Source organism: Thalassospira tepidiphila MCCC 1A03514 (assembly GCF_001662875.1).
In the GTDB taxonomy this organism is placed as follows: domain Bacteria; phylum Pseudomonadota; class Alphaproteobacteria; order Rhodospirillales; family Thalassospiraceae; genus Thalassospira; species Thalassospira tepidiphila.
The window spans coordinates 106283-132656 of the sequence record NZ_JPVZ01000007.1 but is presented as its reverse complement, the minus strand read 5'-3'; the positions used below and the strand labels follow the sequence as shown (position 1 = coordinate 132656).

25 protein-coding genes are annotated in these 26374 nt (G+C 55.2%); 15 read left to right on the top strand and 10 right to left on the bottom strand.

The annotated features are described in order from the left end of the window. From TH4_RS15335 to TH4_RS15325, 3 genes are all read right to left on the bottom strand, one after another. A complete protein-coding gene (locus tag TH4_RS15335) occupies nt 1-339 on the bottom strand; it encodes a hypothetical protein (RefSeq protein ID WP_232308339.1) in 339 nt (112 codons plus the stop codon). A gap of 136 nt (nt 340-475) precedes the next feature. Continuing rightward, nucleotides 476-997 carry a hypothetical protein gene (locus TH4_RS15330; protein ID WP_083952810.1) on the bottom strand — a complete coding sequence of 174 codons (522 nt, stop codon included), beginning with the start codon at nt 995-997 and terminating at the stop codon, nt 476-478. After that, nucleotides 985-1425, bottom strand: coding sequence for a hypothetical protein (locus TH4_RS15325; RefSeq protein ID WP_063087787.1), 441 nt, complete (start codon nt 1423-1425; stop codon nt 985-987). The genes TH4_RS15330 and TH4_RS15325 overlap by 13 nt, the downstream gene beginning before the upstream one ends. Nucleotides 1426-1983: 558 nt before the next feature. Here TH4_RS15325 and TH4_RS15320 point away from each other — a divergent pair. Both TH4_RS15320 and TH4_RS15315 read left to right on the top strand, forming a co-directional pair. Next, complete coding sequence (locus tag TH4_RS15320) at nt 1984-2604, top strand: S24 family peptidase (protein ID WP_008890227.1); 621 nt, start codon at nt 1984-1986, stop codon at nt 2602-2604. A 102-nt stretch (nt 2605-2706) separates the two neighbouring features. Further along, nucleotides 2707-5952, top strand: a complete 3246-nt coding sequence (locus tag TH4_RS15315) for a CHASE domain-containing protein (RefSeq protein WP_064781799.1) — start codon at nt 2707-2709, stop codon at nt 5950-5952. Between the two features lie 12 nt (nt 5953-5964). On the opposite strand, the gene TH4_RS15310 is transcribed toward TH4_RS15315, so the two are convergent. Then, a complete protein-coding gene (locus TH4_RS15310; RefSeq protein WP_064781798.1) occupies nt 5965-6774 on the bottom strand; it encodes an inositol monophosphatase family protein in 810 nt (269 codons plus the stop codon). 186 nt (nt 6775-6960) lie between these two features. On the opposite strand from TH4_RS15310, the gene TH4_RS15305 reads away from it, so the two are divergent. Continuing rightward, a complete protein-coding gene (locus tag TH4_RS15305; protein WP_064781797.1) occupies nt 6961-7836 on the top strand; it encodes a branched-chain amino acid aminotransferase in 876 nt (291 codons plus the stop codon). A 97-nt stretch (nt 7837-7933) separates the two neighbouring features. Here the strand turns inward: TH4_RS15305 and TH4_RS15300 are convergent, their stop codons facing one another. Both TH4_RS15300 and TH4_RS15295 read right to left on the bottom strand, forming a co-directional pair. Beyond that, on the bottom strand, nt 7934-8521 hold the full coding sequence (locus TH4_RS15300) for a DUF4136 domain-containing protein (protein WP_064781881.1): 588 nt from the start codon (nt 8519-8521) through the stop codon (nt 7934-7936). Nucleotides 8522-8657: 136 nt separating this feature from the next. Then, nucleotides 8658-9242, bottom strand: coding sequence for a TetR/AcrR family transcriptional regulator (locus tag TH4_RS15295; protein ID WP_064781796.1), 585 nt, complete (start codon nt 9240-9242; stop codon nt 8658-8660). A gap of 208 nt (nt 9243-9450) precedes the next feature. Here TH4_RS15295 and TH4_RS15290 point away from each other — a divergent pair, with 208 nt between their 5' ends. Continuing rightward, nucleotides 9451-10506 (top strand): hypothetical protein, encoded by a 1056-nt coding sequence (locus TH4_RS15290; protein ID WP_064781795.1) that lies wholly within the window; start codon nt 9451-9453, stop codon nt 10504-10506. A 50-nt stretch (nt 10507-10556) separates the two neighbouring features. Here TH4_RS15290 and TH4_RS15285 read toward each other — a convergent pair whose 3' ends face one another. Both TH4_RS15285 and TH4_RS15280 read right to left on the bottom strand, forming a co-directional pair. After that, complete coding sequence (locus TH4_RS15285) at nt 10557-11513, bottom strand: proline dehydrogenase family protein (protein WP_064781880.1); 957 nt, start codon at nt 11511-11513, stop codon at nt 10557-10559. A 137-nt stretch (nt 11514-11650) separates the two neighbouring features. Beyond that, nucleotides 11651-13243, bottom strand: a complete 1593-nt coding sequence (locus TH4_RS15280) for a lysine--tRNA ligase (RefSeq protein ID WP_008890236.1) — start codon at nt 13241-13243, stop codon at nt 11651-11653. 405 nt (nt 13244-13648) lie between these two features. Between TH4_RS15280 and TH4_RS15275 the strand changes: the two genes are divergently transcribed. From TH4_RS15275 to TH4_RS15255, 5 genes are all read left to right on the top strand, one after another. Then, nucleotides 13649-14707 carry a sensor histidine kinase gene (locus TH4_RS15275; protein WP_064781794.1) on the top strand — a complete coding sequence of 353 codons (1059 nt, stop codon included), beginning with the start codon at nt 13649-13651 and terminating at the stop codon, nt 14705-14707. 5 nt (nt 14708-14712) lie between these two features. Then, nucleotides 14713-17151, top strand: coding sequence for a two-component system response regulator (locus tag TH4_RS15270; RefSeq protein WP_064781879.1), 2439 nt, complete (start codon nt 14713-14715; stop codon nt 17149-17151). Between the two features lie 162 nt (nt 17152-17313). Beyond that, nucleotides 17314-19389 carry a methyl-accepting chemotaxis protein gene (locus TH4_RS15265; RefSeq protein ID WP_064781793.1) on the top strand — a complete coding sequence of 692 codons (2076 nt, stop codon included), beginning with the start codon at nt 17314-17316 and terminating at the stop codon, nt 19387-19389. A gap of 139 nt (nt 19390-19528) precedes the next feature. Next, nucleotides 19529-19936, top strand: coding sequence for an MAPEG family protein (locus TH4_RS15260; protein ID WP_064781792.1), 408 nt, complete (start codon nt 19529-19531; stop codon nt 19934-19936). Beyond that, nucleotides 19936-20373 (top strand): DUF1801 domain-containing protein, encoded by a 438-nt coding sequence (locus TH4_RS15255; RefSeq protein WP_064781791.1) that lies wholly within the window; start codon nt 19936-19938, stop codon nt 20371-20373. Before TH4_RS15260 ends, TH4_RS15255 begins: the two co-directional genes overlap by 1 nt. A 6-nt stretch (nt 20374-20379) precedes the next feature. Here the strand turns inward: TH4_RS15255 and TH4_RS15250 are convergent, their stop codons facing one another. Next, nucleotides 20380-20838 carry a MarR family winged helix-turn-helix transcriptional regulator gene (locus TH4_RS15250; RefSeq protein ID WP_064781790.1) on the bottom strand — a complete coding sequence of 153 codons (459 nt, stop codon included), beginning with the start codon at nt 20836-20838 and terminating at the stop codon, nt 20380-20382. A 283-nt stretch (nt 20839-21121) separates the two neighbouring features. Between TH4_RS15250 and TH4_RS15245 the strand changes: the two genes are divergently transcribed. The 6 genes from TH4_RS15245 (at nt 21122) to TH4_RS15220 (ending at nt 25314) form a co-directional block, all read left to right on the top strand. Further along, nucleotides 21122-22180, top strand: coding sequence for an alpha/beta hydrolase (locus TH4_RS15245; protein WP_064781789.1), 1059 nt, complete (start codon nt 21122-21124; stop codon nt 22178-22180). A 143-nt stretch (nt 22181-22323) separates the two neighbouring features. Continuing rightward, nucleotides 22324-22749, top strand: coding sequence for an organic hydroperoxide resistance protein (locus TH4_RS15240; RefSeq protein ID WP_008890243.1), 426 nt, complete (start codon nt 22324-22326; stop codon nt 22747-22749). Nucleotides 22750-23196: 447 nt separating this feature from the next. Next, on the top strand, nt 23197-23493 hold the full coding sequence (locus tag TH4_RS15235) for a putative quinol monooxygenase (RefSeq protein WP_064781788.1): 297 nt from the start codon (nt 23197-23199) through the stop codon (nt 23491-23493). A gap of 30 nt (nt 23494-23523) precedes the next feature. Next, a complete protein-coding gene (locus tag TH4_RS15230; RefSeq protein ID WP_063087747.1) occupies nt 23524-23961 on the top strand; it encodes a YqaA family protein in 438 nt (145 codons plus the stop codon). A gap of 178 nt (nt 23962-24139) precedes the next feature. Further along, complete coding sequence (locus tag TH4_RS15225) at nt 24140-24508, top strand: hypothetical protein (protein ID WP_064781787.1); 369 nt, start codon at nt 24140-24142, stop codon at nt 24506-24508. 197 nt (nt 24509-24705) lie between these two features. Further along, nucleotides 24706-25314, top strand: coding sequence for a LysE family translocator (locus TH4_RS15220; protein ID WP_064781786.1), 609 nt, complete (start codon nt 24706-24708; stop codon nt 25312-25314). Between the two features lie 107 nt (nt 25315-25421). On the opposite strand, the gene TH4_RS15215 is transcribed toward TH4_RS15220, so the two are convergent. Further along, nucleotides 25422-26279, bottom strand: a complete 858-nt coding sequence (locus TH4_RS15215; protein ID WP_064781785.1) for an AraC family transcriptional regulator — start codon at nt 26277-26279, stop codon at nt 25422-25424. Nucleotides 26280-26374 lie beyond the last annotated feature (95 nt).

Below are 26374 nucleotides of genomic sequence, written 5' to 3'. Positions count from 1 at the left end.
CTATTCCCCCAACAGGTTCTTGCCACCGCCCGCCTTGGCGATGCGGTCCGTCAAAAGCCCGCGATAACTTGTCCCGATCAGGCTGGCACGGCCATACCGGCGGCGTTCAAGCGCCTCGGTCCGGGCGGTGCGTGCGGCATCTTCAGCACTGGTGTCGTCTTCGGGTTTAACAGCAGCGGGCTTTGAGACCGGCGGCGCGGCACGTGCTGGTTTCGGCGTGGAAAACAGACTTCCCATCGGGGCCTCCGGGTTGTGACGATCAATGTATGTTTTGAGCTTGCGGTTCGGGGTTCCCGCCTGCGCGGGAATGACGTTCGTTCCATGCACTGTTTTGGGCACCGTCATCCCCGCGAAGGCGGGGATCTGGAGCGGCGCGCTCCATCACCCCAAACGCAAAAACGCCCGCAAGGGTCGGAACCCTGCGGGCGCATCTGTGGCGTTGATTTGTCTCTTATGCCACATGAAAAAGAACAAATCAAGAACATTTTTCAGAAAAAAACACATCCCCGATGTGATCGCACTCGATCCCCTGTTGCAGATGACGATACAGCTGCCAGGGGGTGATGATCCAGAAGGCCGAAATACCCAAAAAACGTTTGATAAGCTCCACACAGCTCATCGGGCCGAAGCGAACCTTGCGCGCAATCGAGGTCGGATACCGCGCCCAGATGCAGTGATAGCCAAGGCCGCGATAATAGGCCGCCGGATCAAAGATCGGCGAATAGCACCAGCTTTCGCAGCGCACCCGATGGCTTTGCGGATCAAGGCAGATCCACTCCCCGGCCCGGACACCAGACACCAGCAAAAAACAATGGCGAAAGCCCGGTTTCAGGATGCGCAACAATCGCTTTTCCGGCGCATCGGCAAAGACGACAAGCACTGAAACCTCGTGCCCCGAGGCAGATTGATCGGCCCAGTGATCCATCCATGGACCGGCGGAGTCCTGTGCTGTTTCAGCGGTTTGGGCTTGTGTGAGCACGTTGGTTACATCCCGCATGGCGACAGATCCCCACCCAGTTCAACAGCGACATCTTCGTGATGGAAACTTTCGTCTTCCCCGCGTTTGACGATGCCGCGCGTCACCAGAACATTTTCCAGCGCATCAAGGGCCTGTTGCCATAATTCCCCCTTGTCCTTTTCGCGTGGATCGCGGGAATCGGGTTCACGTTCAACCAGCCCGAAATATTCCAGTACCTGCAAATGTCGGTCGCCCAGAATGCCCGCCTTTTTAAGGCGCATCACCGCGTTATAGACATCATCAGGGTCACAGGGTCGGACCACCTCGCCCGCGTCGGCCACCACACGCGCACCCTCGATCCGCGCAGTCTGACAGCGCACGAACCAGAACCACGCCTGCCTCGCACTGGAAAAAGGGGTGATGTTGCGCGCAGAATGCGGTTTGGGAAAAAGTCGTTGTTCGGTCACGTCGCCCTCCTGCTGGATAAAACCTGTTCATTCCACCGGACCTGCAACCAACCCTTCACCGCGTCAAACCTTTGAAAAAGATAAAACTTTCCCGTTCGCGCATCTTGCGATGCACGCTGGTTTGATGAATGGTTTGTGATGTCCCCAAGGGCGGCTTTCCGCCCGCGCATATCGACGGTTCTCGCCGTCTTTTCAGTCGATCCCCGGAAGGCCCGACTTATTTCCAGATGCAATTCCGGTGTTGATATGCAAGCTATAATCCCTTTTTGTTCTCATTGTAAAGGATTAATTTCCTATTCCAAAGATGAGGAACATGCCTTCAATCCGATCAAAGCCCCTGCCAGTTGGTCATCAAGGCACTGAAATGGAAGGGTAAAGCTGCAATCAAGGTCGATGGAAATGCGGTATACTTTTTGTTTTGCCCAAGGTGATTAGAACGGCCCGGTTTGCAGGACTTTCGGCGCCTGAACCGTGCAGGATTGTTGTCTGATGCCGATTCCAGCCTCAACGAAGGAATTAATTCCTTCTTTCTGATCTTGCCTGCTGCTAGAATGCGGCATGATCAGACATCAACAAATATGGGCCGCCCTCGATCAAATCGCCGAAGATCACGGTTTGACCCCTTCGGGACTGGCCCGCCTGGCACAACTTGACCCGACCACGTTCAACCGGTCCAAGCGCACCACAGCCCAAGGCAAGGCACGCTGGCCGTCGACCGAAAGCATTTCCAAGGTGCTTTCCGTCACCGATGTCAGTTTCCGGGAATTTTCCGAACTGGTGGATGGCAATGGTGCTGGGCGTATCCCTGTGATCGGCTTTGCCCAGGCGGGCAATCGCGGCTTTTTTGATGATGCCGGTTATCCGGTTGGCGGATCATGGGAAGACATCACCTTTCCGGCTCTGCACGATCCAACCGCCTATGGGTTGCGGATATCGGGGGAGTCCATGGCGCCGGTGTTTCGCGATGGCGATCTGATCATTGTCAGCCCGGCGTCAAACATCCGCCCCAAGGACCGCGTGGTGGTTAAAACCCATGAAGGCGAAGTCATGGCCAAGGAACTGGTCCGGCGCGGCGCGCTTGGTGTGGAGTTGAAATCCTTGAATCCCGATTTCGAAGACCGTTTTATTCCGGCAGAGGAAATCGACTGGGTCGCCCGTATACTGTGGTGCAGCCAATAAGCATTCGAGTAAGCCTTTGGCCTTTCGCGCACATTCGATGATTGATCTATTCAAATCCGCCCGGTGACACATTACATTTGGTCTTAGCAAAAGAACCGGCTGATGCCAGAGGGGAAGGGGAACAATCGTTTGACGCTGCAACGCCATCACATTGTGCGTTCTCTGGTGGTTATCCTTGCCTATTTCGCAACGGGCTATGCCGGACTGCAACTTCCGTTCTTTGGCACAAGTGTCACCCTTGTCTGGCCGCCATCGGGCATCGCAATTGCCGCGATGGTGTTTTGGGGCTGGCGGTATTTCCCAGCAGTGTTCATCGGTGCCCTTCTGGTTAATCTGGCGACGTCGCCGTCGGTGCCAGCGGCCCTTATGATTGCGGCGGGCAATACCCTTGCCGCCGTGTTGCCCGCCCTTTTGATCACGCGCCTTGCCGGGAATTATCCACTGGCGCAATTCCGCAGCATGCTGGTTTTCCTTGCGCTGGGCGCGGTATGTAGCCCTGCCATAGCGGCCCTTCTGGGCAGTACCACACTCAGCATGGTTGTTATCGGCAACTTTGATCAGTTCGGCGAAATCTGGCAGGGCTGGTTCCTGGGCGATCTGGTTGGTGCGATTGTGGTCGGACCACTGACCTTGCGCCTGATGAACCGGCAGCCGGTATCGCGTTCGCTCCAACACTATGGCGAGCTTGCCTTCATCGTCATTGCGGCCGTCGTTCTCGCCTCTGCCGTTCAGACAACGCCGCTGATCTCAAAGCCCGAATATCTGTTTATCTTTGTCTCCGTACCGCTGGTGATCTGGGGGGCGGTGCGCTATGGGCTGCTGGGCGCGGTTCTGATCAACGCCGTCATCGTTGCCGACATCATCGTCTTTGCCGCCCTTGGCAATAAAACCTTTGTCGGTGTCGGGCTGAATACAGGCCTTCGCAACCTTTATGGCTATGTCATTGCCATTTCGGTCGGCACCCTGTTTCTGGCTGCGGGCATGGAACGGATTGCCGCGATCACAACGCGAACCCTTGATGGGCGGCAATCCGAAGATGTCCATCGGTTACGCCGGACATTGTCGATCATCATTGGCGTGATCGGGTTTGGCGTCTCGGGGCTGGCATCCTGGTACACCTATACCCAGCTTGTTGCCGCCGACCGATCATCGACCGACCAGTATCGCCTGGCGTTTGAAGCGTCCCTTCGCGAAGAACTTGGCGGGGCCACCGATGCGCTGATCGCCGTCCGGACCCTGTTTGATGTCCATGGCAGCATTTCGGCCAATACCTTTGATGCGATGATTGCCCCATGGGTCAATCGTCGGCCCGGTGTTGCCGCCCTTGAATGGGCGCCGCATGTTGAACGCCGGGCGCGCGGCCTGATTGAAGAAAATGCCGAGCTGCGCGGGGTGACCAATTTCGCCATTCGCGCCCTTGTCGATGGCGAACTGCAAACGTCAAGTGAACAGGATACCTATTATCCGGTCTTCTTTGTCTTCCCGCGGTCGGGGAATGAAAAAGTCATCGGCTTTGATATGATGAGCGAACCTTCGCGCCGACGCGCGCTCGAAACCGCCCTTCAGACCGGCAATGTCACCCTGACCGAGCCGCTCGAACTTGTTCAGGCGAATTCGGCGGTCGTGACCTCGCTTGCGTTTCTGGCGGTTGAAAATCGTCGGGACCGCACCGGACCACCACTTGGCGTTGCCATCGGGGTGTTGCGCCTGACCGACATGATCAGCCGGGCGGCACGGGTGGCGCGCATTCCGCTGAATTTTGAAATCCATCTTGCCGACCTGAAATCCGAGTCTGATAAAAAACTTATCTATTCCAACCGGTTAGCCAACTATGCGATAGAGCACATTCAAGAGGAACTGGAAAAGCCGTTCAACCCGAATGTTTCGAACTTCACGTTTGGCTATCGCGACTGGACAATCGTCCTGCATCCGTCAGAGCCGGGCTTTGGCACGCTGCTTTATTGGCAGCCATGGGCGATCTTTGTGTTTGGCAGCACAGTCAGCATTCTGCTTTTGATCTATCTGCGATCACTGAACCGCACCGAAAAATACATCGTCAATCTGGTCGAGACCCGGACCCGCGAACTTGAAGACGCCCGCGCATCTGCCGAAAACGCCATGAACCGGGCCCAGCAGGCCGATCGGGCCAAATCGGAATTCATCGCCCATATGAGCCATGAATTCCGCTCCCCGATGACATCCATCTTGGGCTATGCCCAGCTTGCCAGTGACAGTCTGGAGAAAGATGCCAATACCGAAACGCTGCGCAGTTACCTGTCGACCATTCGCGGGGCCGGTCGCCATGTTCTGTCGCTGATTGGCGATATTCTTGATATTTCCAAGATCGAGGCCGGCAAGCTTGTGCTGGAAGAAAACCCGTTTGACCTTCATCACATCTGCGAAGAAGTTGTTTCGATGATGCTGGTCCCGGCACGCGCGCAAGAAAGCACGCTTGAACTTGATATTGATCCGAAACTGCCGCGCCATGTCACCGGCGATCCTGTTAGGCTTAAACAGGTGCTGACCAACCTTGTTTCCAATGCCATCAAGTTTACCAAACAGGGCAAGGTTCTGGTTGTGGTGCAGGCACTCGACATCACCGAAGATGCTGTTTCATTCCGCATTTCGGTGCGCGATGAGGGGATCGGCATTGCGCCAAACAAACTCGAAGCGATCTTTGATGCCTTCACCCAGGCCGACACCACCACGACGCGTCGTTATGGTGGCACCGGACTTGGCCTGACAATTTGTCAGCGCATGGTTCAGGCGATGGGCGGCCGGGTGCAAGTCGAAAGCCAGGAAGGCAAAGGCAGCCGTTTCTGGTTTGACCTGACCTTGCCACGCAGCACCGAAACCGACGTTGCCCGGCAGGAAGGACAAACCGCAAACCCGGACGACGCCCGATCTGAAAAGGCCGAGGCAGCTGATCCGGGCGCATGGAACCTGCTTTTGGTTGAGGACATCGAAATCAACCGTATCCTTGCCCAGAAACTGCTGGAAGCGCAGGGGCATACGATTACCACGGCTGCTGATGGGCAAATCGCGCTTGATATTCTTGCCGGGGCCGATTTCGATGCGGTTCTGATGGATCTTCACATGCCGGTTCTTGATGGTATCGAGGCTACCCGACGTATCCGCGCCTTTGACGATCCGGTCAAGGCGACCATTCCGGTGCTTGCCCTGACCGCGGACATTTCGAACGACAATCTCGAAAACTTTCACGAGACCGGCTTTGACGCCTATTGCACCAAGCCACTTGATATCGCGATGATTGACGCTGAACTGGCCCGCCTTATTCACCGCAAATTTGACGCCCGCCTGGCACGAAATGACACGCCCGCAACCTGATGCGCAGCCAGCCTAACGGCTGATACCGGTCATGGATTTAAGTTCTTCGGCAACATTGGGCCCGGCTGTCAGGATCGGTGCGCCATTTTCAAGCGCATCGGGTGCACCGAGATAATCATTGGCCCAACCGCCGGCTTCCTGCATCAACAGGATCCCGGCCAGACAATCCCACGGATTGATGTGCGGTTCGTAATAGCCGATCATCCGCCCGGCCGCGGCATAGGCCATTGAAAGTGCGCCTGATCCGTTCCGCATAAAGATGCCCTTGCGATCCAACAAGTCCTTGATAAACGGCATAATCGAGTCACTTGTCGTGCGATGTGACATGCCAAGCCCCATCACGCCATCTCCGACGGTTTTGGCGTCACTGGCCTTGATCGGCTCGCCATTGGCAAGCGCACCCTGACCGCGCCGCGCACTGAACAATTCCTTGCCACACGGCTGATAAATCAGGGCGATCTCGATCTTCCCCTTGACGACAAGGGCGATGGAAATGCACCAGCTTGGCATCTGATTGACAAAGCACGCCGTGCCATCAATCGGGTCAATCACCCACAGGCAATCATTGTCGCCCTTTTCGATGCCCATTTCCTCGCCAAGGAAGCCGTCCTCGGGAAAGGTGTCTGCGATTTGATCGCGAATGATCGCTTCGACATTCTTGTCGGCGATACTGACCATATCGAGCGGGTTTTCCTTGGCCTCGACCTCAAGATCGCCGGCACTGCCGTCGAAATATTCCATCGCCCGCTTTCCGGCAGTGCGGATGACGTCACGGGCATGTTCGAACCGCGCATCGAGATCAAGTTTGACGTCATCACCCATCTTGTTTTCCTTTCAAAGCGGAAAGCGTCTCAAAATCAACTATCTATAGAAAAACCTATCGCATAACTGCTTGCAAGGTTTCATGACATTTCAAAGGCACTAAAACCGTGATGTTTTCTTTGACCATTTGATTGCAAAAATCCTATGCTAGGCAGCGCTAATGAACCGCCCCACAGGAGTACAAAAATGGGTCACGCCGCCACCGATAGCACTGTCAAAAACTGGACCTGGTATCAGGGCCAATGGCACGAAGGCAACCCAAACATCATGGGGCCGCAAACCCATGGTTTCTGGATGGCCTCGACCGTGTTTGATGGTGCACGCCGCATGAATGGCAAAATGCCGGACCTCTATCCGCATTGTGCGCGTGTGATCCGCTCGGCCGAACTGATGGGTCTGAAACCGACGATCACCACCGAGGAAATCGTCGCCCTGGTCAAGGAAGGCGTTCAAAAGTTCGATCCGGAACTCGCCCTTTACATCAAACCGCTGGTGTTTGGTGGCGAAGGCTTTATCGCACCTACGCCCGAAAGTGCGCAGTTCGTGCTGTGCATCTCCGTCAGTGAAATGCCAGAAGCCATCCAGACCGGCTTTAGTGCCCGCAAATCAAGCTTCCGCCGCCCGTCGCCGGAAAGCGCGCCGACCGAGGCCAAGGCATCCTGCCTGTATCCCAATGTCGGCCGTGCGGTGACCGAGGCCACCAGTTCGGGCTTTGACACCGGCGTGATGCTCGATCCGATTGGCAATGTTGCCGAGTTTTCCTATGCCAACCTGTTCTTTGCCAAGGATGGCACGGTCTTTACCCCGGCGATCAATGGCACGTTCCTCAATGGCCTGACCCGCCAGCGCGTGATCAAGCTTTTGCGTGAAGACGGTGTTGATGTCGTGGAAAAGACCTGCAAATACGAAGAACTCGAAGCGGCCGACGAAATCTTTGGTACCGGCAACTATTACAAGGTCGCCCCTTGCGTCAAACTCGATGACCGCAACCTGCAGCCCGGCCCGATCACGCGGCGCGCGCAGGGCCTTTACACGGCCTTTGTTGCGGCCAGCGAAGACTGATCGCATTTAGTACATGATCGACAGACAAACGGCCCGGATATCCGGGCCGTTTTTTGTTCCGTCAGAACGCTTTCTTACTGCGTCAAGGCCCTCGTTCTTACTGCGTCAAGGCTCTGGGCGCGCTATTGCCCGCCACATACGGATATTGCGCAAAGATCGACGCCACAGCCGCCCGCACCGTTTCATTCGGCGCTTCGCGAAGCGAACTGGTCACCCGCGAAACAGCTGTGCCTTCCCAGACCATCTGACGGGTCTGGCGGTCAACCAGATCAATGCTGAGCGTGCCTTCGGTATAGCTATCGACATAGCCCGGTTCGACATAGCCCGGCCAGCCAACATACATGCCACTGCGATAGCCATAATAGCCGCCCATATAAACCGGCGGTGAGGAGCGTGTCTTTTCCTCGGTCTTGAGATGGAAGTTGATCAAAAGATCCGGGTTATGGATATCAAGCTGATAGCCGCGCGACACCATTGCGGTGTTGATCGCATCCTCGATCCGCTGACCCGACAGGGTCTGATATTGCGCCTCGGCATTCTTGCCGGCCCCTTCGACAAAGGCGAATGTCTGATACTGTCCGAAATCGGCCGCCGGATCGGCATCGGTATAGATGCGCGGGCCGGTGGCACAGCCCGCCAAGACCGTTGCCATCATCGCCACCAGCACAAGTTTCATCTTTGTCATTGCCCGTGTCCTTTGGTTTGAAATGTTTGCCGGACCAACTGCGACACGCATCGGGTGAATGCGCCAAACCCCTAATGCATCATCAGAAAATGCGTAAATAATGGCAATCAACTTTTGGGCGAAAAACAACCGGGGTTTAGCCAATCAGATCTTTGGCCAGTGCGCGCAATTCATTAATCTCATCATCAAGAATGGCCCGATCCGCCATGCTGTGGGCCAGAATAATCGCACCTTGCCACCGCATGATGATCTGACGCCCGGTCTTTGCGGCTGTTTTGCGATCAAGCCCACCTTCTTCAAGCTGATCTGCAACCCAGTTGATCAGGGCATCAAATACCGCCCGCCCGGTTCTGCGCGACGGGGTGAAATCATCATCGCCGGGCAAATCAAGCATCAGCCTCGCCAACGGGCAGCCGTGACTGACCCGGCGCGGCGTCATGGCATCAAGATAATCAAAGAACTTTGTCAACCGATCCGCCACCGAACGCGACGTCGAGATACTTTCCAGAAGCGGGACAAACTCCCCTTCCATGGTTTCCAGTGCCGCCAGGGCAAGGTCATGTTTCTTCGGAAAGCGGTAAAACACACCACCGGCGGGCAATCCGGCCTCGGTCGCGACTGCCTGAATGGTGGCGGCGTGATAGCCATCGCGCCAGATCACATTCATTGCCGCACGGGCAAGCTTTTGACGCTTTTGCTCGGAACTCAGCTTGGTGGCCATGGATACCTCAACACATACAAGTCAGTTCACTAACTTATATCTTAAACATTATGTTCCTGTTAACTGCCCGGATTAGGTGCCCTTTCGATGCCTTAGTCCGCCTTTAGGCATACCGAGAAATTTGAAAGCATTGCACATCGCGTGTATCACTGACCCATCGGACACACGCCAAAACGGCACAAGAGCAACAACACACTCCGGAGCCACCGTGAAAAACAATCAATTCACCCTTGCCGATATCCGAAATGCGGTATCGGCCGGCGTGCTCAGCGAAGAGGCCTTTTCAAGGCTCGAAGGCTACCTTGCTAAACAAGCACAAGAGTCGCCTGAAACAGAAAAATTCACGCTGTTTCGCGGCATGAATGACATCTTCATTGCCCTTGGCATATGCGCACTGACCATCGGCTGGTTCGTTCTGTGGGGCTTGCTTGCCAATGGCCCGGCGTTTTGGATCGCGCCACCGCTTGCCATGATCGCCTATGTCGCGCTGGCGGAATATATTGCCGGCAAGCTCAAGGCGTCCCTGCCCTCGATCGCGATTATGGCCGCCCTTGGCGCGACATTGATGATCTATGCGGTGGCGATTTACATGTCGCTTGCCGGACCTGCCGGGCAGTTGTCCGATCTTGATACGGTGATTGATTTCGGGCAGCGGTCGATGAACGTGCTGGTGTTTGTCGCCATCATCGGCTTTGCCTTCCAGCTGGGCTTTTTCCTGCGATATCGCCTGCCGGTATCCTTTGCACTGATTGCCGCAGGGCTCGTTGGCGTTTTCTGGTCTGCTTTGATGGCGACATTCGGCCCGGCGGCAGAACCCTATATCCCCTATCTGATCACGGCGACGGGCATATTGTTGCTCGCCCTTGCGATCTTTATCGACAGCCGCGATCCCAAGCGGATCAATGGTTGGGCGGAATGCGCGTTCTGGCTTTATGTCTTTGGCGCACCGCTGACCATCCATTCGATTGCCGCAACGTTTGAGGCCGCCGCCCTTGCGATGATCCCGGTGATCATCATTGCCATGGTGCTGTCCCTGATCCTGGATCGCCGGTCACCGATCATCAGTGGCCTGATCTATGTTGGCTATTTGCTGCAATCCGGGTTCGAGGGTGCGGCGATTGATCCATCGATGACCATCGTTCTGGTCTGCTTCATCGTTGGCGGACTGGTGATGGCGTTTGGTGTGGGTTGGCAACGTGCCCGCCATGTGCTTCTGGCGCCGTTTGAAAATCATCCGCTGCGGCGTTACCTGCCGCCAAGCTGATTTAAGCGTTGAGGCCAGCACACATTCATGCTGGCCTCAAAGTTTCTTGGTTATCGATTAAGCCCCGATTTCATCAAAAGCGACAGGTTGCGCGGGTTTTCCCCCACCCGACGCCAGGCGTAGGCCCACCAGTCCTTGCCAAACGGCGCATACAGCCGAAGGCGATATCCCGCCGCAACCAGTTCACGTTGCAAAGGCTGATTAACGCCATAAAGCATTTCAAACTCGAACTGATCGCGCGCCCAGCCGTTTTGATCGGCGAGCTTGGCAATCCTGAGCACCAAGTCTCGGTGATGACTACCAAAGACCGGGAAAAACCCGCTTTGTTTGGCGGCATCTGACAACATCATCCCGGCCAGTTTCAGATAGTTGTCATCAATCTGGTCACGGTCGGTAAAGGATACGCTTGCCGGTGGGGCCATTGCCCCCTTGACCAACCGCACCATCGCCCCGCGTGCAATCATGTCGTTCAGATCAGATTCCGTCCGGTGCAAACGAGCTTGAAGGGTTTGGGCAACCGGCACACCAGCCGTCGCCAACCGATGATGCAGGGCCAGCGTGTCATCGACCATATCGAAATCTTCCATATCGATCATAAGCCGGATGGTCTGCGATGAATTGGCCTGTGCTGCAATATTGCGGATCTTGTTTGCGATCTCGTCGACATGTTTGGTCAGGACCGCCTCGCCCTGCATATAGCCCAGCTGGGACGGATCAATCGACACATGCACATCCAGTCCAGACATATCGAGGCTTGGCATCACAAAGCCAAGCTGATCGACCGTTTCACGGACCTGCGTTATGTCTTCGACATATTCACCAAGATAGAAGCTTGAAATCCGGATACCTTGTGCTGCCAGCGCATTTGCCCGCGACACATGACCAATGCCATCGTTCGCACTGACAAACTGCGCGGCCAGTCCGGTCTTGCGTCCAATCGCCTCGCCAAGGGTACGAAGCGGTTTGGAACATGCAACCGCGATCATTGATTTCTGCCAAAATCCCATATCATTCAATTCCTTGCTGGTGACGCAAAGCACCGCCATAGCCGGTCTGATCGGCAAATTATTGAATGATATGACCCAAAAAGCAAAACGGCCCGCCAAAGGCGAGCCGTCTTTTATATTTATCTGATCGCCCCGTCTTAGGCCGACAGATCTTCACCGGCCAGCGCACGGTCGATCAGGGCAACACTTTCATCAAGGCCGTAAAGCGCAATGAAGGAGCCCATACGCGGGCCCTGTTCCTGACCCAGCAGCACTTCATAAAGCGTCTTGAACCAGTCACGCAGGTTTTCGTAATTGTGGTTTTTGCCCACGGTGAAAACCTCGGTCTGGATGTCGGACGGATCGGTGCCCGGTGCAATTTTAGCCAGTGTATCGCGCAGATCCTGAAGGGCTGCTTTTTCCGCCTCGGTCGGCGCGCGGTACGACTTGGTCGGTTTGACGAAGTCGCTGTAATAGTTGATCGCATAGCCGACCAGCTTATCAAGATACGGCGAGGTTTCCGGGGTTGCGCCGGTGGCGTAACGCGAAATGAACTTCCACAGCAGGTCGCGATCATCGGTATTGCAGACCGAAACAAGGTTCAGAAGAATGCCGAACGACAACGGAATTTCGCGATCCGGTGCGGTCCCGGCGTGAATGTGCCAGGCCGGGTTCTGAAGGATCTTTTCCGGATCGGTTTCGGTTTTAAGCTTTTCAGCAAAGGTCAGGTACTCATCGACGGTTTTCGGGATGACATCGAAATACAGACGCTTTGCGGTTTTCGGCTTCTGGAACATGAACAGCGACAGGCTGTCTTCCGGCGCATATTTCAGCCAGTCTTCCATCGAAAGACCATTGCCCTTGGATTTGGAAATCTTCTGGGCGTTCTCATCGAGGAACAGCTCGTAGTTGAAGCCTTCCGGCGGGGTGCCGCCAAGTGCCTTGACGATCTTGTTGCCAAGCTCGACCGACGGAATAAGGTCTTTACCGGCCATTTCATAATCAACGCCCAGCGCATACCAGCGCATCGCCCAGTCCGGCTTCCATTGCAGCTTGCAATTGCCCCCCGTCACCAGCGTTTCGACCAGATCACCGGTTTCCGGATGTTCGTAAACGATGCTGCCGCTTTCCGGCTTAAGCTCGGTCACCTTGGCCATCAGGACCTTGTTGGTGCCCGGCTCGACCGGCATGAACGGGCTATAAGTCGCACGGCGTTCTTCACCAAGGGTCGGCAACATGATTTTCTGGATCGCGTCATAACGTTCCAGAAGGCGCAAAAGCGCCTCGTCAAACATGCCCGAACGATAACATTCGGTCGATGATTTGAATTCATACTCGAACCCGAAACCATCAAGGAATTCACGCAGCTTGGCATTATTGTGATGGGCAAAGCTTTCATGAGTGCCAAACGGGTCCGGAACGCTGGTCAGTGCCTTGCCAAGATGCTGGGCGACCATATCCTTGTTCGGGATGTTGTCGGGCACCTTGCGAAGCCCGTCCATGTCATCGGAGAAGCAGAACAGCTTGGTCGGGATATCGCACATGGTTTCAAACGCGCGACGGACATAGGTCGTGCGCGCAACTTCGCCAAAGGTGCCGATATGCGGCAGACCCGACGGACCATAACCGGTTTCAAAAAGGACATAGCCCTTTTCAGGCGCCTTCTGTTTATACCGCTTGACCAGCTTGCTGGCTTCCTGAAAAGCCCAGACGTTGCTGTTAAGTGCGGCATCTCGAAGATCGGCTGTCATTTTTGAAACCTTGTTTGTCAGTTGGATCGTTAAATTCTCGGGAAATATACGTATCACGCTGATCGCATGTTTGCGCGAAGCTATACCCCACTTCGGGCCAAGATCAAGCACCTGTTGCGCATGGCTGCCAAATAATCGCGGAATTACCGGGCCAATCGCCGATATTTATCTGCAGGCGGTTGCTTGTAAAGCCACCTCTGCGGCTACACCTAAGTGTAGTTGACTTTAACCACCTGCCGACAAATATCCGACAGAGGGGAAGCACGCTTAACTTGCGATGATCTTTCATTGCAAATCCATATGTTTATGCTGCGATACACTATTAGTTTAATTTAATACTATTGATCGTCCGCAAGCGAAGGCAAACCCGATCGACGAAACAAACACGATGATTGGAGTGTGTTGATGTCGTTTGGAGAGACCGGTGGACACATCACCGAAAACGCCTTTCCGACGAAAAGTCCGGATCAAAGATTTGAACGCGTTGTTGAATACGCGCCAAATGCCATGATCCTGATCAGTGCGGATGGCACCATGGAAATGGTGAACGCCCAGACCGAAATCATTTTTGGCTATGCGCGCGATGAACTGCTGGGCCAGCCGATTGAAATGCTGGTCCCCGAACGTTTCCGCACCGGACACCCGCGTTTGCGGCGCTCCTATTCCGAGCGGCCCAATCCCCGCCCGATGGGGGCTGGTCGCGATCTTTATGCCTTGCGCAAGGATGGCAGCGAGTTCCCGGTTGAAATCGGCCTGAACCCGATCTCTGATGGCGAAAAGCATCAGATCCTTGCGGCCATTTCCGACATTTCCGAACGCAAACATCGCGAAGAACAGATCGCACGATCGCTTCGTGAAAAGGAAACCCTGCTTTCCGAAGTCCATCACCGGGTGAAAAACAATCTGCAGATCATTCATAGTTTGCTCGATATGCAGACATCCTCGGTCATTGACATACAGGCACGCGAAGCCCTGATCGACAGCTGCAATCGCGTCCGGTCGATGGCGCAAATTCACCAGTCGCTGTATCAAAGCGAAGACATCGCCAAGGTGAATTTCGCCGATTTCTGCGAAAGCCTTATTTCGTCGCTTCTGGCGACATTCAATGTCGATATCAGCCGGGTACAGGTCAAAAGCAATCTGGCCCATGTCGAACTCACCATCGATCAGGCCGTGCCCTGTGGACTGATTGCCAACGAACTGATCACCAATGCGCTTAAACACGGTTTCCCCGACGGCGCAAAAGGTCAGATCACGGTATCGACCGAGATGAATGACGAAGATGTTGTGACCTTGCGTGTCTCTGATAACGGGCGCGGCATGCCTGATGACTTTACCCCGGGCACGAGTGACGGGCTTGGCCTGCAATTGATTGAACTGCTGGCCGACCAGATTGGTGGCACGCTTGATATCACGACCAATGGCGAAACCACCTTTGTCATCAACTTCAAAATAGGGAAGTGATCGGGATGCCACATTCAGTCCATGTCATGATTGTCGAGGACGAACGTGTTATCGCCCTTCATTTGCGCAAGCAGCTTGAAAAGCTGGGCTACCAGCGCACCAGCGCACATACGCGCGGCAGTGACGCCCTTGCTGCCATCAATGAAGATCCACCTGACATCATCCTGATGGATATCCGCATCGAAGGCGATATTGACGGCATTGAAACGGCGGCCGGCATACCCCCGCACCTGATGATCCCGGTCATCTATCTATCGGCCCACTCAGAAGACGCGACACTGGCGCGCGCGCAAAAAACCCGTCCATATGGCTATCTGATCAAACCGTTTTCGGACCGTGAACTGCATGCCACGATCCAGATGGCGCTGGAACGCCGCACAGCCGAACTGGCCCTGTCGGAAAGCCAGCACCGTCTGTCGCTTGCGATGAACGCAGCGCAGATGAGTTGCTGGGAAATTGATGTCCTGACCCGGCAAATGCACTCCACCGGGCTTGGCAATGCCGACCTTAATCAGAATGCCGAAATCGTCACCGAAAGCTGGGATGCCTTTCTTGAAAGGGTCGCAACAGAAGACCGCGACATGGTGCGCAAGGCCTTTGCCTATGCGGTTGCCCATGGCGATTTTTATGACGTTGTCTTTCGCAGTCTGGACAAGGACCAGAACTATCGCTGGCTGCGGGCCCGCGGCAAGTCCTTTGGCGATGATCGCAAAGGGTCACAACGCATCATCGGCATGATGCAGGACATCACCGATCAGCGCCTGACCCAGGACAAGCTGCGCGAAGCCATGACGGTGTTTGAAACCACCCAGGACGGCATTCTTATTCTTGATCCGGACCTCAATGTTACCAACGCCAACAACGCTTATTACCGGATCACGGGCGAGACCGAAGAAAACACGCTGCAAAAGCCGCCCTATTTCCTTTCTGCCAACGAACATCCCGCCGAATTCTTTCAGGAATTGTTTTCCGGGCCGGGTGCCCGCCGCCAATGGCATCGCGATCTTGATACCCACAACGCCAGTCGTGGCCCGATATCGCTGTCCCTGCAGGTTATTGCCGTCGAAAACGAAGAGCACGAGCTGACCCACTATGTGATGATCGTCTCTGACCGGACCGCCATCCGGCAGGCCGAACAGGAATTGCATTACCTTGCCCAATATGACGGACTGACCAGCCTGCCCAACCGGCTTCTGGCCACAGACCGCCTTAATCGCGCGATCGAACGGTGCGAACCCAGTGGCATGATGGTCGCCTGCCTGTTTCTTGATATCGATGATTTCAAGACGATCAATGACACACTTGGCCATGCTGCGGGCGATCAGGTCATTCTGATTGCCGCAACCCGGATCAAGGGCATTACCGAACGCACCGATACCATATCCCGGCTGGGCGGCGATGAATTCCTGATCATTCGCGAAAACATCCCCAACGAAACAGCCGCCGCCAATCTGGCGCAAAAGATCATTCAGGAACTGCAACGCCCGTTCTTTATCCGTGGCCACGAAATGAATATCGGGGCGAGTTTGGGCATTTCACTCTATCCGGTGCATGGCCGTTCATCACACGATCTGATCCGGCTTGCCGACACCGCGATGTATGCGGCCAAGGATCGCGGACGCAGGACCTTTGCCCTCTATGAGCCGGAAATGACGGCCAATGCCGCCCATTATATGACGCGCTCCCTTGAATTGCGACGCGGGCTTGAAAACGAAGAACTGGTTCTGCATTACCAGCCACAGATTGATGGCAAAACCGGCGACATGGTCGGTGTCGAAGCGTTACTGCGCTGGAAACATCCGGTCCACGGGCTTGTCGGCCCCCATGAAATCATCCCGATTGCCGAGAAAAGCGGGCTTATCCTTGAAATTGGCAGCTGGGTGATCCGCGAAGCCTGCCACCAGGCCCGTCGCTGGCAGGATGAATATGGCCAGAAACTCCGTGTGGCCGTCAATGTGTCGGTCCGCCAGATGCAGCAACCCGGTTTTGCCGACAGCATCGCCCATGAACTGGCGATTTCCGGCCTCCCGGCCGAGGATCTTGAAATCGAAGTCACCGAAAGCATGATCCAGGACGAAATCAGCATGATCCAGACCCTGCACGACCTGCGGGAAGTGGGCGTTTCACTGGCAATTGACGATTTCGGCACCGGCTATTCATGCCTGCGGTCGATCAAAAGCCTGCCGATCAGTCGCATCAAGATCGACCGTGCCTTTGTAAGCGGAGTACCGGGCAACAGTGATGACGTGGCCCTGATCAACGCAATGCTGGCAATGGCGGGTGCGTTGGGTCTGTCGGTCACCGCAGAAGGCGTTGAAACCAAGGCGCAGTATGACTTCCTGCGTGATGTGCCGGACATCAAGCTGCAAGGATTCCTGTTTGGCAAACCTGTCCCCGCCGAAGAAGTGTTTGCGCCGACAATCGGAAAAACCAAACGATTTTAATAACAAAAGTTACATATTCAGACAGCTTCCCTTCCCAAGCATTATACATTAGAATAGACATCTAACATGCCGTGCCTTTCCGCGCCGCCAAGCCATTGACTTGGCTGGTGCATTACTCAAATGCGATCTTCAAACGAAAGCATAGGTCGGAAGGATGACTGTATGAACTTTTCGTCCCTGTCCCTTGGCGCGAAGCTGACTCTTGTCAGTGCCGTAACCATCGCGCTCTGCCTGATTGCAGGCATATCTCTTCAAACCGTCCAAACAAGCCAGACCACCGAGGAACTGACTGTCGGCGAAGCACGTGGGGTTGCAAACCATCACGCAGAGCAGGCTGGTAGTGTTCTGAATGGCGGGATGTTGGTCGCAAAAAACCTGGCCGGCGCCTTTCGTGCGATCCGCGAAAAAGGCGGCGTTGATCGCGCGGCATATAACGAAATTCTCAGTCGGACCCTGATCGATAATCCGACACTTGCCGGCGCATGGGCGGGCTTTGAAACCGATGCCCTTGATGGCAAGGATGCCGACTACGTAAACGAGGGTGAGCCATTCGGCGATGGCAGCGGCAAATACGTCACTTATTATTATAATTTTGGTGACGGTATTACCCCCTACCACCTGACTGGCCTCGATAACCCCGAGATCAACGAGTATTACACCACCCCGCGTGACACCAATCAGCCCTATGTCACCGACGCCATCACCTATGACATTCAGGGCCGTGACGTTGTTCTGACATCCTTTGTCTATCCGGTACAGAACCCGAACGGTGATTTTCTGGGGGTGCTGGGCGTTGATCTTGAACTCAATGCCCTGTCAGAACGCTTTGCCGAACTGACACCGTTTGGCACCGGCACGGTCAATCTTGTCTCCGCCCAAGGCACCTGGGTTGCCCACGAAGACCCGGAAATCCGTGGCACCACCCTTGATGGCAACAACCCGATCCATGCGGCCATCCTCAAAACCATGCAATCGGGCGATCCGATGCGCATTGATGATGACACAACCATGCACATGATTGTCCCGGTCGAGATTGCCGGATACCCCAACAAATGGGGCGTTGTGGTCAATGTGCCGCTGGCGACCGTCTTTGCCCCGGCAGACAATCTGCGCAATATCACCCTGATCGGCGGTGTCATCCTGTTGGCCATTGTCATTGCGGTGGTTCTTTTGTCGACCAGAACCCTGGTTGCACGCCCGATGACACGGGTGACCAGTGTGATTGATCACCTTCAGAAGGGTGAGTTTGACATTACGGTGCCCTACCTCAAACGCGATGACGAGATCGGGGCAATTGCCAAGGCGCTTGAAGCCTTCAAGGAGGCCTCAGCACGCATGCAGATGGCCGAACGTGAAAAGCTTCAAGCCGAACAGCGCGCCAGCGACGAACGCAATCGCACGCGCTTGCAGATGGCCGACGAGTTTGAAAAATCGGTCGGCTCGATCGTTGTCAATGTGTCTGACAAGGCCGGAAACATGGAACAAGTGTCCCGGCAAATGCGCCGCGCTGCCGATGAAAGCTCTGAACAGGCTGTTGTTGTTGCCGCCGCCGCGGACGAGGCAAGTGCAAATGTCCAGACCGTGGCGTCTGCGACCGAGGAACTGTCTGCCTCCATTCAGGAAATCAGCTCACAGGTGGCGAAGTCATCTGACATCTCCAACACCGCTGTCGAAGAAGCTTCACGTGCCAACGCCATGGTCACCGGCCTGGCCGAGGCGGCAGACCGCATTGGCGAAGTGGTTAACCTGATCAATGACATTGCCGCCCAGACCAATCTTCTTGCACTGAATGCCACCATCGAGGCGGCCCGTGCCGGTGAGGCCGGCAAAGGCTTTGCCGTGGTCGCACAGGAAGTCAAAAACCTGGCCAACCAGACCGCCAAGGCGACCGAAGACATCGCTCAACAGATTGGCTCCATCCAGTCCGAGACGCAAAATACCGTTGGTGCGATTGAACGGGTGACTGAAACCATTTCCAACATTAACGAAATCGCCACCGCCATCGCGTCCGCGGTCGAGGAACAAGGGGCTGCCACCGCCGAAATTTCAAGTAACGTTCAACAGGCGGCGGCGGGCACCAACGAAGTTTCGTCCTCTATCGGGATTGTTCGCAACACATCCCAGGAAACCGGCGAAGCAGCGTCAAACGTTCAGGCCGGGGCAACCCAACTGGCCGAAGAAGCCCGCAATCTTGACGCACAGGTCAAAAACTTCCTGGATCGCCTGCGCAACATCTAAGGCGTAATAACACCTTTCAGCACATGACAAATCGGACGGCACCTTGATTGGTGTCGTCCTTTTGTTTGATCCAAACTGCGTTCAGTGATTGAATTCGAAAATAGTTTCACAATCCTCTTCACAAGCCGGGAATATTGACATGCTGCCGCTGCCCGTAACCATCTTTATCACCGCCGTTTTTGTTTTGATGCTGACCGTACTCAGCCTGATGGTTTCGATCCGGCGCGCCCAGCTTAATGTGCTGAGCGGGGATGGCGATGACACCACCCTGCGCCGGCGCATTCGCGCGCATGGCAATTTTGTTGAAAATGCCCCGCTTTGCATTCTGCTGATCCTTGCCATCGAGGCGATCCTGGCAACATCGACCATCATCTGGATTGTGGCTGCCATTCTGATCGCAAGCCGGATTTTGCATGCCATTGGTACCCTGACCCGGTCCAAACGCATCATCGCACCGGCCATGGTTATGCAGCATATTACCCTTGCGATCTGTGGTGTCTGGCTTCTGATCCAGTCCTTTGGCAATCTGAGCGCTGCGGGCATGTGATGGGGTCAGGGGGTTTCGCAAGCCCGGATGTTGCGGCAAAATTCAATGCCTGCCCGGCGCACGCCCGGCGGGCATTGATGTCGATCCGCGACTGGATTTTTGAACTGGCGGGCGAAATTGACGGGGTTGGCCCGATCACCGAAAGCCTGAAATGGGGCGAACCGGCCTGGCGGCCAAAATCGGGATCGGGCATTACCATTCGTGCCGACTGGAAAGCCAAAACACCTGATCAGGTCATGATCTTTTTTGACTGCAAGACCGACCTGATTGACCGGACGCGCAGCCTGCTTTCGACCGATCTGATGACCGAGGGCAACCGCGCCATTATCCTGCCGCTGGATCGACCCCTGCCTGAACCGGCGATCAAGACCGCGCTTGGCTGGGCGCTGACCTATCATCGGGACCGGAAACAGGATCTCAAACAGCAGGCCACATAACAGCGATCAAATCTTCTGACCGCCAGCCTCCATCTGATCGCGCATGGTCCGCAAATCGCGGTTCAGGCGTTTGGCGGTCTCGATATCAAGTCCGGTGGCGTCAAGAATGCAGGGCGGAACTTCTTCTGCCTTGTTGCGCAGATCTTTTCCGGCCTCGGTCAGGCTGACACGCACAGATCGCTCGTCCTCCGGATCGCGCTTGCGGCTGACAAGTCCGTTGGCTTCAAGGCGTTTGAGCAACGGTGTCAGCGTACTTGATTCCAGATACAGCTTTGCGCCAATGCTCCGCACAGACTGGTTATCTTCCTGCCACAGGGTCACCATCACCAGATATTGCGGATAGGTCAGCCCCAGATTATCCAACAGCGGCTTATAGACCCGGTTAAAGGCATGACCGGCTGAATAGATCGAAAAGCACAGAAACTTTTCGAGCTGAAGCAGATCATCTTTGGATGAATTGTCCATTTGTCTGGTCCTTTAATGTGGGGCAAAAAGACATCGCATTGCGCAGAATTCTGCGACTTCCATACCCGCCGACGATGTCCGTCTTCTCAAAACATCTTGGGTTTGAAATTTTCGAAGCCAAGTAAAATAAATCGCGCGCGATTAAATAACAAGCGATTTTATTGCATGGCTGGGTTTCTGATTTTTATATCGCGCACGATTAAATTGTGTTCGATATATCATTCAACAAAACGCAACGCCGCCCATCAAACATCCCGGACGGCCCATTTAAAGGATCAGACCCATGAGCCCATTCAATTCAAAAGTTGCTGCTGCTGTCTTCTCTGGCGCACTCTTCACTGGCGCACTGGCAATGTCGACCTCCCTGACCAGCACCGCAGCCTTCGCAGAGCCGGTTCTTGAAAACACCACCCAGGAATTCATTGATGTCCTTTCCGCGTCCGGCGGCCCGGCGATCTACACCCTGACCCCTGCTGAGGCCCGCAACGTTCTGGCGGGCGCACAGTCCGGCGAGGTTGCCAAACCGGCCGTTGATATCACCGACACGGTCTTTGGTGTTGGCCCGACGGGTGCCACCAAGGTCCGCATCATCCGCCCGGCGGGCAATACTGATCGCCTTCCTGTGATTGTTTATTTCCATGGCGCAGGCTGGGTGATGGGCGATACCGGCACCCATGATCGTCTGGTCCGTGAACTCGCCGTTCGTGCCAATGCCGCCCTGGTGTTTGTGGATTACGAACGCTCCCCCGAGGCGCGCTATCCGATCGCGATTGAGCAGGATTACGCTGTCACCAAATATGTTGCTGAACATGGTGAACAGCTCAATATCGATCCGACCCGTCTGGCAATTGCCGGCGACAGTGTCGGGGGCAACATGACCGCTGTGGTCTCGCTTCTGGCCCAGGAACGCAAAGGTCCGGAAATCACTGCACAGGTTTTGTTCTATCCGGTGACGGATGCCGATTTTGACAACGGATCCTATACCGAATTTGCCAACGGCCCGTGGTTGACCGAGCCTGCGATGGAATGGTTCTGGAACCAGTACCTGCCTGAAGGCGTTGATCGTACTGACCCGAAAATCACACCGATCCATGCGAGTGCCGATCAGCTTGCCGGTCAGGCCCCGGCACTTGTGATTACGGCGGAAAACGACGTGTTGCGGGATGAAGGCGAAGCATATGCCCGCAAACTGAGCCAAGCTGGCGTGGATGTTACCGTCACGCGTTACAACGGCACGATCCATGACTTTGTCATGCTCAATGCCCTTGCCGATACCCCGGCTGCCAAAGGCGCAATTGCCCAGGCCGGTCAGTATCTCCACACCGCCCTGCACGGCGAATAACACGACGAATACAGGGGAATTGTCCCCAAACTTTAACACTCTTTCGGGTAGGTGCGGTTGCACCTGCCCGCCCCCGGCGACATATGAACCTAACAGCCGGGTAATCACCAACCGAACCAATGTTCAAACAAAGGATGAAAACCATGTCTGTTGATGTCAAATACACCGCACTCGCTTCTGCAACCGGTGGCCGCGATGGCCGCGCCTCGACTGACGATGGATCGCTTGATGTCAAGCTGTCCACGCCGAAGGAACTCGGCGGTGCTGGCGGTGACGGTCATAACCCGGAACAGCTTTTTGCCATGGGCTACTCGGCCTGCTTTATCGGCGCCATGAAGGCTGCCAGCGGCCAGACCAAGATCAAGGTGCCAAATGACGTCGGGGTTTCGGCTGAAGTCGGTATCGGTCCGCGCGAAGCAGGCGGCTTTGGTATCGCGGTCGAACTCACTGTATCGCTGCCGGGTCTCGACAAGGCCGATGCAGAGAAGCTTGTCGAAACAGCGCACACCATTTGCCCCTATTCCAACGCAATTCGCGGCAATGTCGATGTTACCACGACCATCGCCTGACTTTCGTCTCCCCCCTGCTGGTCAGCTCCCCCCAAACTGCTGACCAGCAATTCCAGGCCCGGTGTCCCCCGCACCGGGCCTTTTTCTGTTCTCTGCCTGCTTGTGAAACAAACATTTGTCCTGCACTGTGGGTGGTGATGATCTAGGCTCAGGACCTACTAATTTGATTTGAATGGCAGAGGTTATATTTGTGAAATCCAAGGAAAAGCCCGCAGGTCGGGCTGGCATCCCGGCCAAGGGATTTGACGCAGGAGTTTGCAAATATAACCTCTGTCCTTCGGATTAACCGGATTTGCACGGGCTACTTTGTCGTAAAACCTTGAAAGATGTATATCTTCCCGCGGCTTTACTTCGCGTATCCGCACAAATCCGGTTAACCATTCGAACCAAATTAATAGGTCCTGAGCCTAGCCAAAAGCCAAACAATTAAAATGACAGGAAACCGAAATGTCCAAGCAGCTTACCGTTGTTGCCACCGCACGCGCCAAACCCGGCATGGAAGAAGAACTCGGCAAACGGCTTTTGGCATTGGTTGAACCGTCGCGCGCCGAGGAAGGCTGCATCAGCTACGACATGCACCAGTCAAATGACGATCCTGCCCTCTGGTTGGCTTATGAAAACTGGCGCTCGGAAGAAGACCTCGCCCGGCATTTCGAGATGCCCTACCTGAAGGCCTTTGGCGAGAGCAAGGATGAAGTGCTTGCACAGCCGCTTGATGTCCGTAAATTCAGCCTCAAATCATAACGCCTGACTTGATCTGACTGGCTTTTACACGTGCTTTTCGCCCTTTTCCTGTCCGCCCTGACATCCGCAACCATCCTGCCCGGCACGTCCGAGGCGGCGTTGGCAGCCCTCATTGCGTCTGGCGATCATGCCATATGGTTGTTGGTGCTGGTCGCCACGGTCGGGAATGTTCTGGGGTCGCTCATCAACTGGTGGCTTGGCCTTTATGCCGAGCATTTCAAGCACAAGCGCTGGTTCCCCGTCTCCGCCGAGGCACTGGATCGTGCATCGCGCTGGTTTGGCAAATACGGACTGTGGTCATTACTGCTTTCATGGCTTCCGATTATTGGTGATCCGCTCACGCTGTTTGCCGGGGTCATGCGGGTGCGCCTTCTGCCCTTCATCATTCTGGTGACCATTGGCAAGGCGGCGCGCTATGCCATGATTGCCGGTGGGGCAACTGGTTTGTCGAACATGTTTTCCGGTTGAATCACGAAATAATTCTTCGAAATATCGAAAAATAAAACCGCTCCCCTTCAGAAAATTCACCTTTGATTTAAATATTTAAAAATAAATCAATTGTAATATTACATCATCAATGTTTTCCTTTGATCTAACAGAGCCGCGAAAAATACTTTTCACGGCCTGATTAAAAGGAATTTTATTTATGGCTATCGAAATCCCTGCATGGACAAAGCCCGGAATTTGGGGCGGCATTATCGGCGCCGCACTGATCACCATTGTCGGTTTCAGCACCGGCTCGGTGGTGTCTGGTGGCACTGCGCAGGAAATGGCCGATGCAAGCGGCAAGGAAGCAACGATCTCGGCAATGGCACCGGTATGTGTCGCCCAGTTCAAAATGCTTTCGCCCAACAATCAGACGGCGGAACTTACGGCCCTCAAGGCCGAAAGCTCTTACAAGCGCGACGATTTCGTGATTGCAAAAGGCTGGGCAACCATGCCGGGCAGTGACGAACCCAACAACGAGATCGCTCCGCGCTGTGCATCGCTTCTGATGGATCTGACGGCAAGCTGATCTGACACCGGTTCCGGCACACCAACCGGAACACGGATATCGACAGCACGCAACGCAACCGGCTCCACATCCGGTTGCGTTTTTTTATGCCCAAAGCCGAAATCAACTTCGCGCAGGTCAATTTTGTTCAATAAACGCGCCGCCAGACAGCGCATGTTGATCAATAACAAAAACACTACCCTGCGAGGAACACCAAGATGTCCGGCTTTAGCGCAACCCTCAGCCTGTATCTTTCGATGGCGGCCTTTGCCTTGGCCGCCTCCATCACACCGGGACCGGTCAATATTCTGGTGCTGAGTTCTGGCGTGCAATATGGCTTTCGCCCATCCCTTCGCCTTGTCTTTGGCGCAACCGCGGGATTTTGCCTTTTGCTGCTTTTGATCGGGCTGGGCCTGCATGAAATGCTTGAAGCCTTCCCGCAACTGACCACTGTCATTCAGTGGGCCGGGGTGGCGTTCTTGCTGTTCATGGCCTGGAAGCTGGCAACGTCAGATGGTGAGTTGGGCAAGGGCAACGCCCAAGCCGGGCCAAAGGCAATCACGGGGGCCGTCATGCAGTGGCTCAATCCCAAAGCCTGGTTGGCATCCATCGCCGGGATGGGCGCCTATGCCGCGTCCGGCACGCCAACCCTGATCTGGGAATTCACCGCCATTTACTTTGTCATCTGCTTTGCCTCGGTCGCGTGCTGGGCCTATGCCGGCGCATTCCTGTCTCGTTTCCTGGGCGAGCCTTCACGCATCCGCGCATTTAACAGGGCGATGGCGGTGTTGCTGATCGCCAGTGCCGCCTATCTGGTTTTCGGATGAATGCGCCTGCCTAACTTGCGGCGACTGATCCCCGCCTGCGCGAGAATGACGAAGCAGCAAACCACCAACCGTCATGCCCGCGAAGGCGGGCATCCACTGCCCCCAACTTACGCCGCCTGGGCCCGGGCATATTGCCGTGGGGTTGTCGCCATCAGACGCTTGAAAATACGCTGGAAATGCGCCTGATCCGCAAAGCCGGTTTCAAGCGCGACATCAACGATCTTTTCCCCACGCCTAAGCGCATGGCGTGCGCGCTGCACCCGGCAATTGATCAGATAGGCATAAGGCGTCATGCCAAAACTCTTTTTAAACGCCCGCACCAGATAGGACCGGGAATAGCCAACCAGTGCGGCCAGATCATCCAGACTGATATTTTCGGCATAATGGGCCCGGATATACTCGCCCACCCGGGCCATCTTGCGATCATGGACCGCACCGTTGGAACGCATCTGTTCGCCCACCAACACACCGCGCCGGTCAAGCTGCACATGCAGATCGCCAAAAAACGACACCAGTGCCGTTTCCTTGCCGAGAATATCGACATCCGGATTGGCCAGCATATCGGCCAGATCAATCAAGCCATCATACAGGTGCGGATCGTGGCTGAGCGTATCGGAAAACATGGCAAACTTTCCGGCCGCATCGGCATCCAGCTCAATCTGCAAATCCAGAAGCCAGTCCGGATCAACAAACAGCATGTCATAGACCCAGTCCGCCCCCTTGACCGGGTTGCAGCCATGCACGTCCTCCGGGTTGAGGATCACGACCGACCCTGCCTGCGTTTCATGGGTTTTGCCCCGGTTCCAATAGGTACTGTAACCACCCTTCACCGTGCCGATGGAAAAGGTATCGTGGCTGTGGCGCTCGTAACAAACAGCATGCCCGTCCGCCACACGCCGCAACTCGACAAACGGCATGGCGTCATCGCGCCAGAAATGCTGATTGCGGGTATTGGGGGCTGCCATTGTGGTCCGTCTTCTTGTGTTTGGGTGTTTGCTTTATAAATTCGAAGATAGGTCAATTTCCCCGGTGGCGCCACTGTCGCTGTCTGCTTATAGTG